Annotated in this window: 13 protein-coding genes; 5 read left to right on the plus strand and 8 right to left on the minus strand. The window is 38.5% G+C overall.

The features are described from left to right. Positions 1-35: 35 nt before the first annotated feature. From J7W16_RS01490 to J7W16_RS01500, 3 genes are read left to right on the plus strand one after another with little or no spacing between them, the layout of a single operon-like run. The gene (locus J7W16_RS01490; RefSeq protein WP_210595160.1) at positions 36-668 is read left to right on the plus strand and encodes a GNAT family N-acetyltransferase; all 633 of its coding nucleotides are present in this window, start codon (positions 36-38) and stop codon (positions 666-668) included. A 15-nt stretch (positions 669-683) separates the two neighbouring features. After that, complete coding sequence (locus tag J7W16_RS01495) at positions 684-1325, plus strand: acetoin utilization AcuB family protein (RefSeq protein ID WP_210595161.1); 642 nt, start codon at positions 684-686, stop codon at positions 1323-1325. Beyond that, the gene (locus J7W16_RS01500) at positions 1322-2482 is read left to right on the plus strand and encodes an acetoin utilization protein AcuC (RefSeq protein WP_210595162.1); all 1161 of its coding nucleotides are present in this window, start codon (positions 1322-1324) and stop codon (positions 2480-2482) included. The genes J7W16_RS01495 and J7W16_RS01500 overlap by 4 nt, the downstream gene beginning before the upstream one ends. 74 nt (positions 2483-2556) lie before the next feature. Here J7W16_RS01500 and motS read toward each other — a convergent pair whose 3' ends face one another. From motS to J7W16_RS01520, 4 genes are all read right to left on the minus strand, one after another. After that, positions 2557-3327, minus strand: a complete 771-nt coding sequence (gene motS, locus J7W16_RS01505) for a flagellar motor protein MotS (protein WP_210595163.1) — start codon at positions 3325-3327, stop codon at positions 2557-2559. Further along, on the minus strand, positions 3317-4123 hold the full coding sequence (motP, locus tag J7W16_RS01510; RefSeq protein WP_210595164.1) for a flagellar motor protein MotP: 807 nt from the start codon (positions 4121-4123) through the stop codon (positions 3317-3319). The genes motS and motP overlap by 11 nt, the downstream gene beginning before the upstream one ends. Positions 4124-4156: 33 nt before the next feature. Further along, positions 4157-5158 carry a catabolite control protein A gene (ccpA, locus tag J7W16_RS01515; protein ID WP_210595165.1) on the minus strand — a complete coding sequence of 334 codons (1002 nt, stop codon included), beginning with the start codon at positions 5156-5158 and terminating at the stop codon, positions 4157-4159. Positions 5159-5360: 202 nt separating this feature from the next. Further along, positions 5361-6437, minus strand: a complete 1077-nt coding sequence (locus J7W16_RS01520) for a bifunctional 3-deoxy-7-phosphoheptulonate synthase/chorismate mutase (RefSeq protein ID WP_210595166.1) — start codon at positions 6435-6437, stop codon at positions 5361-5363. A 203-nt stretch (positions 6438-6640) separates the two neighbouring features. On the opposite strand from J7W16_RS01520, the gene J7W16_RS01525 reads away from it, so the two are divergent. Next, the gene (locus tag J7W16_RS01525; protein ID WP_210595167.1) at positions 6641-8818 is read left to right on the plus strand and encodes a cell division protein FtsA; all 2178 of its coding nucleotides are present in this window, start codon (positions 6641-6643) and stop codon (positions 8816-8818) included. 58 nt (positions 8819-8876) lie between these two features. Here the strand turns inward: J7W16_RS01525 and J7W16_RS01530 are convergent, their stop codons facing one another. Together J7W16_RS01530 and J7W16_RS01535 are read right to left on the minus strand one after the other, a co-directional pair. Next, positions 8877-9299 (minus strand): YtxH domain-containing protein, encoded by a 423-nt coding sequence (locus J7W16_RS01530; RefSeq protein WP_210595168.1) that lies wholly within the window; start codon positions 9297-9299, stop codon positions 8877-8879. Further along, positions 9296-9739, minus strand: a complete 444-nt coding sequence (locus J7W16_RS01535) for a DUF948 domain-containing protein (RefSeq protein WP_210595169.1) — start codon at positions 9737-9739, stop codon at positions 9296-9298. Before J7W16_RS01535 ends, J7W16_RS01530 begins: the two co-directional genes overlap by 4 nt. A gap of 190 nt (positions 9740-9929) precedes the next feature. Here J7W16_RS01535 and J7W16_RS01540 point away from each other — a divergent pair, with 190 nt between their 5' ends. Then, a complete protein-coding gene (locus J7W16_RS01540) occupies positions 9930-11045 on the plus strand; it encodes an aminopeptidase (protein ID WP_210595170.1) in 1116 nt (371 codons plus the stop codon). Positions 11046-11294: 249 nt separating this feature from the next. Here J7W16_RS01540 and J7W16_RS01545 read toward each other — a convergent pair whose 3' ends face one another. After that, positions 11295-12869: an acetate--CoA ligase gene (locus tag J7W16_RS01545; protein WP_246879790.1), complete on the minus strand. Its 1575-nt coding sequence runs from the start codon at positions 12867-12869 to the stop codon at positions 11295-11297. A gap of 221 nt (positions 12870-13090) precedes the next feature. Then, entirely contained in the window at positions 13091-14383 is a 1293-nt protein-coding gene (gene murC / locus J7W16_RS01550; RefSeq protein WP_210595171.1) for a UDP-N-acetylmuramate--L-alanine ligase, read from the minus strand. Between the last annotated feature and the right edge of the window lie 71 nt (positions 14384-14454).

Here is a 14454-nt window from a genome sequence, read left to right on the forward strand (position 1 = left end):
TTTAACTAAACTCTGAAGGTGGCCTTATTACAAATATGATACACCACAAAACCTATTATTCTAAGAAAATTCAATATAAAGGACGTGATCTATTCATCGAAGGTCCTATTCCTCCAGACTTCCTTTCCTCATTAAAGTTCCATTCTAAATTAACTTCTTTTAGAATCGCCGACGAACAGAAAGAAGCATTAATTGAAATTGCGGGCCTTGATGAAGGAAGAATTAATATTGTTCGCGATGACGATCTTATTGTGGGTTATGTTACTTTTGTTTATCCAGACCCCCTTGAGCGTTGGTCTGAAGGAAAAATGGATAACCTAATTGAGCTTGGAGCGATAGAAGTTGCTCCGGAATATCGAGGTGCACAGTTAGGAAAGAACCTTTTACGCCTTTCAATGATGGATGATGCGATGGAGGACTATATTATATTTACTACGGAATACTACTGGCATTGGGACTTGAAAGGTAGTGGGTTAGATGTCTGGAAGTATCGCGATATGATGGAGAAGATGATGAATGCCGGTGGGCTTGAGTGGTATGCTACTGATGATCCTGAAATTTGTTCTCATCCTGCAAATTGTTTAATGGTTCGTGTCGGTAAAAGAATAGACCAAGATTCGTTACAGCGCTTTGATCAAATACGATTCCATAATCGATTTATGTTTTAGGAGGCTGTGATATAGATGCTGATTAGTCAAATAATGAAACGAAAGATATTTACACTTAATGAAAGATCAACAATAAAAGATGCGATGCAGCTTTTAGAACTTCATCAAATCCGTCATATCCCTATTGTTGATGACAACCAACAATTAGTTGGAATTGTATCAGATAGTGATGTCCGCGATGCAAGTCCATCTATTTTTCATTCAACAGATCATCTTGAAGATTTTTTAAAGCCTCTTTCCTCAATCATGGTCAAAAACGTAATCACTGCACACCCACTTGATTTTGTTGAAGAAGCATCTGTATTATTCTATGAACATCATATTGGGTGCTTACCGATCGTACAAAACAACCAACTAATCGGTATTATTACCGAAACAGATATTCTTCACACATTGGTTGAATTGATGGGGGCACATCAGCCAAGTTCTCATATTGAGGTAAAGGTCGAAAATATCACGGGTAAGCTTGCTGATATCGCAGAAATTTTTAAAACAATGAATATTACGATTACAAGTGTGCTTGTCTACCCTTACACTGATCCCGCTTATAAAATTCTTGTCTTCCGTATTCAAACAATGGACCCTCGGCGAATTGTACGAATCATTGAAGAAAAAGGCTATGACGTAATATGGCCAAAAGGACCTGAACAGCTATGATGAGAGATAGTGTTTATATTTATTCGAGTGATCAATTAGCTTATCGATTTAGTGAAAACCACCCCTTTAATCACTTACGATTAACACTCACATTAGATCTATTACAAAATATTAGTGCCATTTCTAAAAATGATATTGTTGCCCCGCGTATAGCAACTGATGAGGAAATTTCTCTCATTCATGATCCGATTTATATAGAAGCGGTCAAACAAGCAAGTATAGGCACATTAGATAACTCACTTAATTTTGGTCTAGGAACAGAAGACACTCCGATATTTGCGAATATGCATGAAGCATCTGCATTACTTGTAGGCGGAACATTGCAAGCAGTTGATGAAGTAATGGAGGGACGAGCAAACCATGCACTTCACCTTGGTGGTGGACTACATCATGGTTTTAAAGGTCGTGCGTCAGGTTTTTGTATATATAACGATAGCTCCATTGCAATTGAATATATCAAAAAAAAATATGATGCAAAGGTCTTGTATGTCGATACAGATGCACATCATGGTGATGGTGTCCAAATGGCCTTCTATGACGACCCTAATGTATGCACATTAAGCATTCATGAAACAGGTCGCTATCTATTCCCTGGAACTGGTCAAGTTCATGAAAAAGGTGCCGGGAAGGGATATGGCTATTCAATCAATGTTCCTTTAGATGCCTTTACAGATGACGATTCATTTCTTTCAATTTACGAAACCGTCTTTCGCGAAGTTACTGAGTTTTTCAAGCCTGATGTTATCCTTACTCAGAACGGGGCAGATGCACATTTTCTAGATCCGTTGACACATCTTTGTTCATCCATACGTACTTACTCGAGAATCCCCGAGCTTGCACACGAGTTGGCACATCAGTACTGTAACGGGCGATGGATTGCTGTTGGTGGAGGAGGCTATGACATCTGGAATGTCGTACCACGTGCCTGGGCTAATGTTTGGTTAGCTATGACTAATCAAACAGAAAAAGCAACCGGCCAGATTCCACTTAAGTGGTTGGATACGTGGCAAGGCAAAGCTCCACACCCACTAATCAATACTTGGGATGATCCTTATCAAACAATCCCTGTCATTCCTCGTAAACAAGAAATAACAGAGAAGAACCAAAACACATTGGAGAAGGCTCTCTTTCAAATTAGAAATGAAATGAAAAGATGACCAAAAGGTACGTTCTGAAAGACTAACAAAATTCTTAAAGGCCTGCTATGAGAGTATCATAGCAGGCCTTTAAATTAGAACGTATCTGCCCCATCATGGGAGGGATCAGAAATAACGATGACGACGCGTCGATTCTTTGCTAAATTTTCAACAGTGGTATTTGGTACAGTAGGTCGTGTTTCACCGTAGCCGATTGAGCTAAAGCGAGTAGGGTCTAACTGATTGTTTTCAATTAAAAATCGAATCACACTACTTGCTCTTGCTCCTGATAACTCCCAATTTGAAGGGAATCTTGGTGTTGAGATAGGGCGACTATCTGTATGTCCCTCTACCTTCACCAAATTAGGAACCGCTCCAAGCAGAGTGCCAACCTTCGCTAAAAAAGGTTCTGCCTCAGGAAGAAGATCTGCCTCTGCAGATTCAAACAACGTTCTCTCTTGCAGGACTAAAACGACACCACGATCATCTCTCGTTGCAGAAATATTCTCTTGTAACTCATTTGTTTCTAAATACTCGTTAACTTCTGCTAACAGTTGATCCATATTGTCTTCATCTTGGTCAATCGGTTCACTCTCTGGAATCTCTTCAGTTTCAGTCTCTTCAAGGGGATCTTTATCTTGACCTTCTTCACCTTGATTTGGATTTTCAAATTCAATTGCCGATGGCATAAAATCAAGAATTTCTCGTTGTTGAAAAGAGTCAGCAATCGCCTTAAACTTTTGAGCATCCACAACAGACATAGAAAAAAGTAAAATAAAGAAAACCAGAATTAATGTCATAAGGTCGGAAAAAGTTACCATCCACTTCGGAGCACCTGGATCTTCTTGCTTTCTTCTACGATGCATTGTCCATTTCCCCTAAACCTTCATCATCTCTTTTGTCTTTGTTACTGATAAAGGCACCTAGTTTTTCTTGAAGAATCTTAGGGTTTTGTCCAGACTGTACCCCAATTACACCTTCAATAATGATTTGCTTAACAAAGACCTCTTCCTCCGTCTTATTACTCAGCTTAGTAGCCATTGGAAGGAAAACAAGATTTGCTAATATGGTTCCATATAATGTCGTCAAAAGCGCTACAGCCATACTTGGTCCAAGTGAAGAGGGATCACTCAGATTTTGAAGCATCAATATAAGACCAACCAATGTACCGATCATACCCCAAGTCGGTGCATACTCGCCTGCTTTTTCAAGTATAGCTCGTCCTTTTCGATGACGTTCCTCCATGGCGACAACTTCAGCCATCATAATATCTTTAATAACATCAGGCTCAATCCCATCCACTGCTAGGAGAACTCCTTTTTTAATGAATGGATCTTCGACTTCTTCTAGCCCCGCTTCTAAAGCCAATAAGCCTTCACGTCTTGCCTTCCCTGACAAATCTACAAAGGTATCTATTAGCTCCTGAAGATTGTGATTACTAGTGTTAAATGCTTGCTTCATGACCTTAGGTACTACTTTTAATTCAGCAAACGAGAATGCAATTACGGTTCCCGCCACAACTCCTCCGACAACAATTAGAACCGAAGCAATATCAATAAATGAAATTAAACCAGCAGCCCCTCCGCTGGAAAGGATGGCCATCAGAATTAAAATTGTTCCTGCCGCCATTCCAATAGGTGTCATTACATCAAATTTTTTCATCGTTCTCTCCCTGCCTGCAAAAGCAAAACTTCTCTATGATTTTGTTGATTGCCTCATTTCAATACGGTGTGGCAAGACAACAATGTGATCACTAACCTCTTCTTTATTCATATACTTGGTTAATAATCGCATTGAAACAGCACCGATATCATAAATCGGCTGAACTACAGTTGTTAATGTCGGACGTACCATTGTTGATAATCTAGTATTATCAAACCCTAAAACCTCGATGTCATCTGGAACTGATAAGCCTTGGTCCTGTGTTGCATGAATGACACCTAGGGCCATTTCATCTGTAGCAGCAAAGACAGCTGTTGGCTTAATCTTAGCCTCTAATAGAGTATTCATTGCTTCAATTCCAGAATCATACGTATAGTCACCGATCGCAACAAGATTTTCATCGAATGTTAAGCCTGCATCTTCAATTGCTTGACGATATCCAGAGAACTTCTGATACCCGTTAATTGGATCATCTAAAGTCCCTGACACCATACCAATTTGCTTATGCCCCTTTTCGATAAAATGGGAAATGGCATCATAAGCTGCCTGCTTATAGTCGATATTGACAGAAGGAATTTCATTTTCCTTGTCAAATGTAGCAGCTAACACAACAGGAACCGGTGATCGCTTAAACTCTGTAACATGATCCTCGGTAATTTGTCCACCCATAAAGACAATTCCGTCAACTTGTTTTTCAAGTAATGTATTAATTAGATGTATTTCCTTCTCTTTATTTTGGTCGGAATTACAAAGAATCATATTATACTTGTACATCGTCGCGATATCTTCAATTCCCCTTGCAAGTTCAGCAAAGAAAATATTTGAGATATCCGGAATAATTACCCCAACAGTTGTTGTCTTTTTGCTTGCTAATCCTCGTGCCACTGCATTTGGACGGTAGCCCAATCTTTCAATTGCTTCAAGTACCTTTTTTCTTGTTGTTGGTTTTACATTAGGGTTTCCGTTAACAACTCGTGAAACAGTTGCCATTGAAACACCTGCTTCTCTTGCTACATCATATATTGTTGTATTCACTAGTGATCCTCCTCATAGTCCAAACATTAATTTTAATGTAATCATACGATACTACGTAGAGGTTCGCAATGTCTTCTCTACTTATATCGACAACGTTCCTGGTTATTTTCATGATTTTTTCATAATTTTCATAGGAAAATAATGAGAAAAGCACCTAAAAGGTCGATTTATGACCTTTAGGTGCTTGATAAAGTCTGATCAATTATCTTTTATATAAGCCAGAAGCTTGAAGCTGATTTACAAATTCATTGAATTGAGGTATGTCCATTTGCTGAGCAGAGTCAGAAAGTGCGACTGCAGGATCAGGATGAACTTCAGCCATTACTGCATCTGCACCAATTGCAAAGGCAGCTTTCGCACAAGGAAGTAATAAATCTCTTCTTCCGGTTGAATGTGTAACATCAACTAAAACTGGTAAATGAGTTTCTTGCTTTAGAATAGGAACAGCAGAAATGTCTAACGTATTACGTGTCGCTGTTTCATATGTTCGTATACCACGCTCACATAGCATAACCTGGCTGTTTCCTTTAGAAACAACATATTCAGCTGCATGGATAAATTCAGAAATGGTACCTGACAGCCCACGCTTCAACAGGACAGGCTTATTAACGGATCCGACCGCATTAAGTAATTCAAAGTTTTGGGCGTTTCTCGCACCGACTTGGATGACATCAACATAATCTAAAGCCATCTCAACATGCGCTGGATTAATAATCTCACTAATTACAACCATACCGAGTTCATCCGCAACACGTCTTAGAATTTGCAGGCCTTCTTCTCCCAAACCTTGGAAGTCATATGGGGACGTACGAGGTTTAAATGCCCCACCACGTAGTAATGTGATCCCACGTTCCTTAAGAGCCTTTGCAACTGCATAGACTTGCTCATAGCTTTCAACGGCACATGGTCCCATGATCAAACGTTGCTCACCATCACCAATTGTTTCTCCCTTTAAATCGATAATTGTATTATCTGGGTGCTTTTTACGAGAAACAAGTAATGCCTTACTATTATCTTCTTCTTGTAATTCCAAACTAGCTTTGAAGATTTGTTTGAATAGATGCTGTAATGTTGCTGTTTCAAATGGTCCTTTGTTATTTGCTGCAATATGATCTAGCATACTCCGTTCTCTTACTGGATCAAATCGATTAACGCCTTGTGAACTTTTCACTTTACCAATCTCTTGAACGAGTTCAGCACGCTTGTTAATCAATTCTAGAAGCTTCAGATTCACCTCGTCTAAGTCTGATCTCAACAAATCTAATTTCTCATTACTCACTATACTCCACTCTCCCTCTTGGCTTCTTTATTGTTTTAACGTTATTATAAAGGAAAATAAATAAGATGTCACTACTTTCCTCTTTATTAATTAAACGCTTTTAAGCACTAAAGTGATTTGATGTTTTTCTTACCTTTTAATAAAAACTCTAGTAGAATAACAAGATACTACAAAAACCATTATGAATGAAGGTGTTGATCTTCATGACAACAAAACCATCTACATCTCCTCTATTTGCCCTAGACATTGGTACTCGCTCTGTTGTAGGACTTCTCTTAGAACCACAAGGCGATACATTTGAATTAATTGATTCCTATACTAAGGAGCATGCAGAACGTGCCATGCTTGATGGTCAAATTCACGATGTTCCCTCTGTAGCCAAAGTAATTGAGGAGATTAAGCATGAACTTGAGCAAAGACACGGTCCATTAAAGAAAGTCTGTGTCGCTGCAGCAGGTCGATCTCTAAAGACGATTCGATCTCGTGTCGATATTGATATTCAAACAAAACCAATGCTGACAAAGGATGATTTGCTTCACTTAGAGTTAAGTGCCGTTCAACATGCTCAATTTCAGCTCGCAAATGAACAAGAGGACTCCAATACCGACTATTATTGTGTTGGATATTCAGTTTTGGTTTATCTATTAGATAATGAGCCAATCGGAAGTTTGCTTGACCAAACTGGAAAAGATGCTTCAGTAGAAGTTATTGCAACCTTTCTACCAAAGGTTGTTGTTGAATCTTTATTAGCCGCACTAGCAAGGGCTAACCTTGAACTTGAGGCACTAACACTAGAACCAATCGCAGCGATTAATGTATTAATACCTCCGTCCATGCGACGATTGAATGTCGCCTTAGTTGATATTGGTGCAGGTACGTCAGATATTGCACTAACTGACGAAAATACAGTTATCGCTTATGGAATGGTTCCAGTTGCAGGGGATGAAATCACTGAAGCAATTAGTGATCATTTCCTACTAGACTTCCCTGAGGCTGAAATTCTCAAGCGTGAGTTGACTTATAACGATACAGTCGAGATTACTGATATTTTAGGAATGGAAACAACATTAGACCGAAAAGATGTCATTGAACCAATTGAAAATTCAATCAAACAACTTGCCCGAACGATAACAGACGAAATTCTAAAGCTAAATGGGCACTCTCCAAAGGCTGTCATGCTTGTTGGAGGAGGAAGCTTAACTCCTAAATTACCAATCTACATTGCTGAGTTTCTTGATCTGCCAGTAAACCGAGTGGCAATACGAGGAGCGGATGCCATTAAGAAATTGGTGGTACAAGACGGTATAAGCTATGGTCCCGAGCTTGTAACTCCTATTGGAATAGCTATTGCCGCGAAAGAAAACCCGATTGAATATATAAGTGTCACTGTAAACAACCGAACTCTACGTCTGTTCGATGTGAAGACTTTAACTGTTGGTGATGGTCTCCTAGCTGCTGGAATTGATATTGCCAAGCTTTACGGAAAACCAGGACTTGCTCTAATGGTCACTGTTCAAAATCAATTGATTTCTGTTCCAGGAGAACATGGGGAACCACCAATTTTAATTAAAAATGGCGAAAAAACGATGTTGGATGCTCCACTCGCTCCAAATGATAAGTTAATTGTCGAAAGGGGTAAAAGTGGACAGCAGGCATCCATTACTATCGAAGATTTGCTCGGGGACGTTCCATTACTTTCAATTACGCTAAATAATATGAAAATGAACATTCCCGCTTCGATTATGTTAAATAGCAAGATTGTTGAACCTGAGACTCATGTTAATGACAGAGACCACATTACCGTTGAGCAATTATCAACAATAAAGGAATTAGCACGATTAAGGCATATTCCGCTCAAAGCTTTTGAACCTTTTCGTATCCATGCAAACAATGAAACCTGGGAATTTACAGAGCATATTCCAACGATTACAGTAAACGGCAAAACAACGACAATTGATGCGAAACTTGAACAACATGACATTGTTACCATTGACGAAACTAGAACTGATCCAAATCACAGTTATCGATTAGACCAACTTCTTAAATTAAAGGATATTCCCTTTCTAAAGGAACTTGATGTTTTTTATAATGATGAACCTCTCTCGCTATCTAAATCAATTGTTGAGGTCTATCGCGATGACAAGCAACTTAATTTAAATGATTCGATCTTTGCTAACGACCGTCTGATTCTTAGAACCAAAGAAATAGAACCCTTTATTTTGCAGGATATTTTCACTGTCATTGACATTGATATTGCCTCATTTTCAGGGAAGAAATTATCAATCGAGAAAAATAATGAAGAAATTAGCTTTAGTTGTCCTTTAGTAAATGGAGATCGCATTAATATTTATGTAAAAGACAGTTTTGCAGCAAAGAGCTAAATAAAGAGGGGTGTCTCTTAAGGTCAGCTTTGACCTTAAAAGACACCCCTTCAATATTTTATAATTTATCATCTTCCTCAACTTTAGCTTGGATATCGTCAACTTCCTGCTTCACTGTTTCCGCAACTTCTTGTTCTGCAGCATTTACAGTGGAAGTTAAATCCTCAGCTAATTCATCTCCAGTTGACTTCGCACTTGCTGCGACTTCCTTCACCTTATCAACGACTTGATTCGATTGATCCGAGACTACTTTAGCAATCGTGCTCGATTTATCTTTCGCATATGAAGCCCATTCACTGCCTTTGTCATACGCTGTCGTCGTGAATTGACTTGTTTTCTCTCTCGCTAATTGTGCTTGTTCGTTCAGGTCACTACGTAATTCTTTACCCGATTTAGGTGCTAGAAATAATGCAGCTGAAGCTCCAACAATACCACCAATTAACGTACCAATAAAGAAATCTTTAGTATTCATATCACTCATATTAATTCCTCCTCTGATTTAGAAACTTTTTGGTTTTTTTTATCCTTAAACTTTGCATATAGATCAATCGCAACATTTCCCCATTGAACAGCTTGTGCAATCTGATCAGATTGTTTCACTGCCTGAGTTGAAACCGTTGTGGACATATGTCGGATCGATCTTGTGATCTGACCAACAGAGTCACCTAGTTCCTTTACAGAGGAAAACACAGTATTTAATGATTGCGATTTTTCCTGGAGATCATCAGCTAAACGATTCGTTCGATGAAGAAGTTCCTCAGATTCTCTTGTAATACCCTTCATTTGAACCTCAAGTCCTGCCACTGTATTTGCAAGGTGATCAAGAGTACGGTTAGCTGATTTCAACGTACGAATAAGGTAAATAACTAAAAAAGCAAAAGCAATAGCGACGATAAAGGCACTTATGTACAATAAGTTCATTTCTTTTCTTCACCTCCTACTATACATATAGATGGTCTAATGAACTTAATACCCATTTTTACATTATTTTAAACCTACACCTTTTAAACATTCTATTTTCAAATAAGGTTATCCTGCATCTTTTTCACAATTACTGTTAAGTTGTCGAGATTTCGTATACAATAATCGAGAAGGTGAAGGAGGATAATAGATGAGAGATCAAAGAATTCATACGCTTGCAAGGAAACTAATTACCTATTCTGTCGATTTAAAAAAGGGAGAAAAGGTCCTAATTGAAAATTTTGGTTTACAAAGAGAACTTGTAACCGCATTAGTTGAAGAGGCTTACCGAGTCGGCGGTTTACCATTTGTCCTTTTAAAGGATCATCAGGTTGATCGTTCTTTGTTACTCGGGGCACAGGAAGAACAGCTAGCGATGACCGCTGCATTTGAAGCACAAGTCATGAGTGAAATGGATGCATATATTGGGCTTAGAGCTGGGGATAATATCTCCGAATTCTCAGACGTCCCAAATGACAAATTAGCTCTCTACGGCAAAACGGTTGGAACGAAGGTGCACAGTGAGATTCGTGTACCAAAAACAAAATGGGTTGTACTAAGATATCCAAGCCCAGCGATGGCTCAATTAGCAAATATGAGTACAGAAGGCTTCGAAGACTTTTATTTTAATGTATGTAATCTAGATTATTCTAAGATGGATCTGGCAATGGATGGGCTCGTTTCTTTATTAAACAGAACAAACAAGGTTCAAATTAAGGGACCAGGTACGGATCTATCTTTCTCTATTAAAGACATTCCAGCGATTAAATGTGCTGGCAAATTGAACATACCTGACGGTGAGGTGTACACTGCACCTGTGCGCGATTCCGTTAATGGAACGATTACATACAATACAGCTTCTCCATATCAAGGGTTTACGTTTGAAAATATTTCTTTCACATTTGAAAATGGAAAAATAGTTAAGGCGACTGCTAATGATTCAGAACGAATTAACAATATTCTTGATACCGATGATGGATCTCGTTATATTGGAGAATTTGCTATTGGCGTTAATCCGTTTATCAAACATCCTATGAAAGATATTTTGTTTGATGAGAAAATTGATGGAAGTTTCCACTTTACACCTGGCCAATGCTACGATGTTGCACCAAATGGAAATAACTCTTCCATTCATTGGGACATTGTCATGATCCAACGTGAAGATTATGGCGGTGGCGAAATTTACTTTGATGATGTTCTAATCAGAAAAGATGGACGTTTCGTTATCCCAGAACTTGAGGCATTAAACCCTGAGAATTTAATTTAAGACTAACACCTTTGTACAGAAAATCGCTCAGAGTTTTAAGCTCTGGGCGATTTTTGATTTACTCTTTTATAGCGAAAATCTATTATCGTACTTAATTTCAAATGACTTACATTTCTCTAGTCGCTTTTAGTAGCATAATTTCCATTTACTACAATTACATCCCCAAAAATATGTGAACTATTGCTCTTTGTTCACAAAAAAATGGCCCAGGTCGTCATGTGATTATAATCTACGGCCGTTTCTGAAGGATTATCTATTTTCCCAATTTCTCAAGTCAACTCTCTTTATTTTCCCTGAATCGGTTTTTGGCAACTGAGGAACAAACTCTATCTGTCTAGGGTACTTGTAAGGTGCAGTTATTTCCTTTACAAAATTCTGCATCTCCTTAATAAGCTCAGGTGAACCCTTTACTCCATTTTGCAAAACAACAAATGCTTTAACAACATTTCCTCTTATTTCATCAGGACTTGCAACAGCAGCACATTCAACGATAGCTGGATGATTCATAAGTGCATCCTCGATTTCAAATGGTCCTATCGTATAACCTGAACTTATGATCACATCGTCACTTCTACCTTGGAACCAATAAAAGCCTTCAGCATCTTTGCTAGCGCGATCACCAGTTAAAAAATACTCACCGTTATAGGATAGAGTCGTTTTTTCAGGATCCTTGTAATACATTTTAAAGAGGGCAGGCAATTCTTTTTTTATTGCAATGTCGCCAACCTCTCCTGTTTTCACTGGAAGACCCTCTTCATTAATAATTTCTATTGTTCCATCAATGATTGGCTTTCCCATTGAACCGACTCGATGCTCTGCACCTTGAACAGTTCCAATCAAAAGCGTACTTTCTGTTTGACCATAGCCATCTCTGATTTGGATATTAAATGTATCCTTAAAGACGTCGATCACTTCTCTGTTAAGAGCTTCACCTGCAGAAACCGCACTTCGTAAATTCGAAAGATTATATTGAGCCAAATCCTCTGCCTTGACCATCATTCGATACTCAGTTGGTGTACAACATAAAACACTAATCTGTTGATCCTGGAGCAACTGTAAGTATGTCGCCGCAGAGAACTTCCCTTGATAAACAAACCCTGTTGCTCCAGATCCTAGTATAGAAAGAAAAGGTGACCATACCCACTTTTGCCAACCCGGAGCAGCTGTTGCCCATACCATGTCTTCTCCATTGATATTAAGCCATTCTTTTGCCGCAATACGAATATGGGCATAACCCCAGCTATGCGTATGGGCCACACCTTTGGGATTGCCTGTTGTTCCTGATGTATAGGCTAAAAAGGCTAGATCATCACGTTTGGTTGTCTCATTATTGAAATCCTCCGAGGCATCATTAAGTATCTGGCCAATCTCTAGCCATCCCGGTTCCAATCCTCCGAAGACAATTTTATGATTAAGGTACGGGAGATCAACATCAATTGCATCAATCTCTTCTGTGAAATCCGTATAGGAGATCACAGCTTTAGCTTCGGAATGATTTAATCGATAAGCTAGGTCCTTAGCTCGTAGTAATTCAGAGGCAGGAATAATAACAAACCCTGCTTTTAAACAGGCCATATAGATTGTATAAGACTCTATTAAACGTGTAGTCACAACAAGTACACGATCTCCCTTTTGTAAGCCTAAATCATACAAACCATTCGCAAGTTTATTTGATTCTTTAATAAGATCATTATATGAAATGGTCCTTTTCTCTCCTAAATCATTCAGATAGACCAATGCTAACTTATCTGAAGCATGCTTCTCAATCTCTTGAGTGATATTATAATTTTCTAGTGCAATTAGATGATGCATCGTATTAACCATTGGAAATTCAACCTCAATTCATTAAAGTATCAAAATCTTATTATGTAGTGGTTTATGATATTACTAGTTCCATAGTATACTATAATCAATTAAGCATTTAAAACTAATAGAGCTTCTATTAAATTATTTTTAAACAAAAACAAAAGCAGTTCAATTTTTCGCAAATTGAACTGCTTTTTATTGTTTTGTGGACATAAACTAATCAATTGCCACAGAATAATTTATACAAGCTTTTCATAGGCAGCTTGAAACTTTTGAACATCCCCTGCTCCCATGAATAAGAGAACACTATTTTCGTGCTTTTTCAGTAGGTCTACAGATTCTTCAGAAATTAAGTAAGCACCATCAATCAGCTCTTGGAGATCTTGAATCGTCAATACACCCGAGTTCTCGCGTGCTGATCCAAAAATATCGCATAAATAGACATAGTTTGCCTCACTTAGTGAAGCCGCAAATTCCTTCAAGAACATCTTCGTTCGAGTAAAAGTATGTGGTTGAAAAATAGCGACAACATCCTTTTGTGGATATTTTTGCTTAGCAGATTCGATTGTTGCTGCAATTTCAGTCGGGTGATGTGCATAGTCATCAATAAGAATTTGATTATTAACGACCTTCTCGCTAAAGCGTCTCTTTACCCCTTGGAATGTTTTAATATGTTCAGCAGCTACCTGTGCCGGCACATTTTCATAGTGGCATAGTGCTATAACAGCTAAAGTGTTTAGAATATGATGGTTCCCAAACCCTCGAATTGTAAAGGCTCCATATAAATTATTACGGACAAACACATCAAAGTGCGTTCCCTCAGGAGTGACTTCTACATTCCGAGCTTGAAAATCATTGTCCTCATCAAAACCGTAATAAACAACAGGAACATTCGCTCGAATTCCTTGTAAATGTCCATCATCTCCACAAGCAATAATTGCCTTCTTCACCTGCATCGCCATCTCCTGAAAAGCAGAGAAGACATCATTGACGTCCTTAAAATAGTCCGGATGATCAAAGTCAATATTTGTCATAATACAATAGTCAGGATTATAATTTAAAAAATGACGTCGGTATTCACATGCTTCAAAGACGAAGTAGGATGAATTTTCCTCACCTTTGCCAGTTCCATCTCCAATTAAATAAGATGTTGGGTAGGCAGATCCTAACACGTGAGATAGCAATCCAGTTGTTGATGTTTTACCGTGCGAACCAGTTATGGCGACACTTGTAAAATTTTGAATGAACTCTCCTAGAAACGTCGGATATTTCTTGACTTCTAGCCCAAGCTCTCTAGCACGAACCATTTCTTCATGATCTTCCCCGTATGCAGCCGAAACAACGATTTTTTGATCGTCTTTAATGTTTTCTCGCTGAAATGGAAGTAAATCAATTCCTTTTTGTTCTAATGGTTTCTGTGTAAAAAATGTCTTCTCGACATCTGAGCCCTGCACAGGAAACTTCATGTCATGAAGGATCTGTGCCAAAGCACTCATCCCTGAACCTTTTATTCCAATAAAATGATATGTCATAGTTGGACCTCCAAATTCCACAGCGTTTAATTATGTCCACACCGTCGTTCATTACCCCACATAGAGAAAAA

The organism is Halalkalibacter suaedae, from assembly GCF_017939705.1.
GTDB classification, from domain to species: domain Bacteria; phylum Bacillota; class Bacilli; order Bacillales; family Bacillaceae_D; genus Halalkalibacter; species Halalkalibacter suaedae.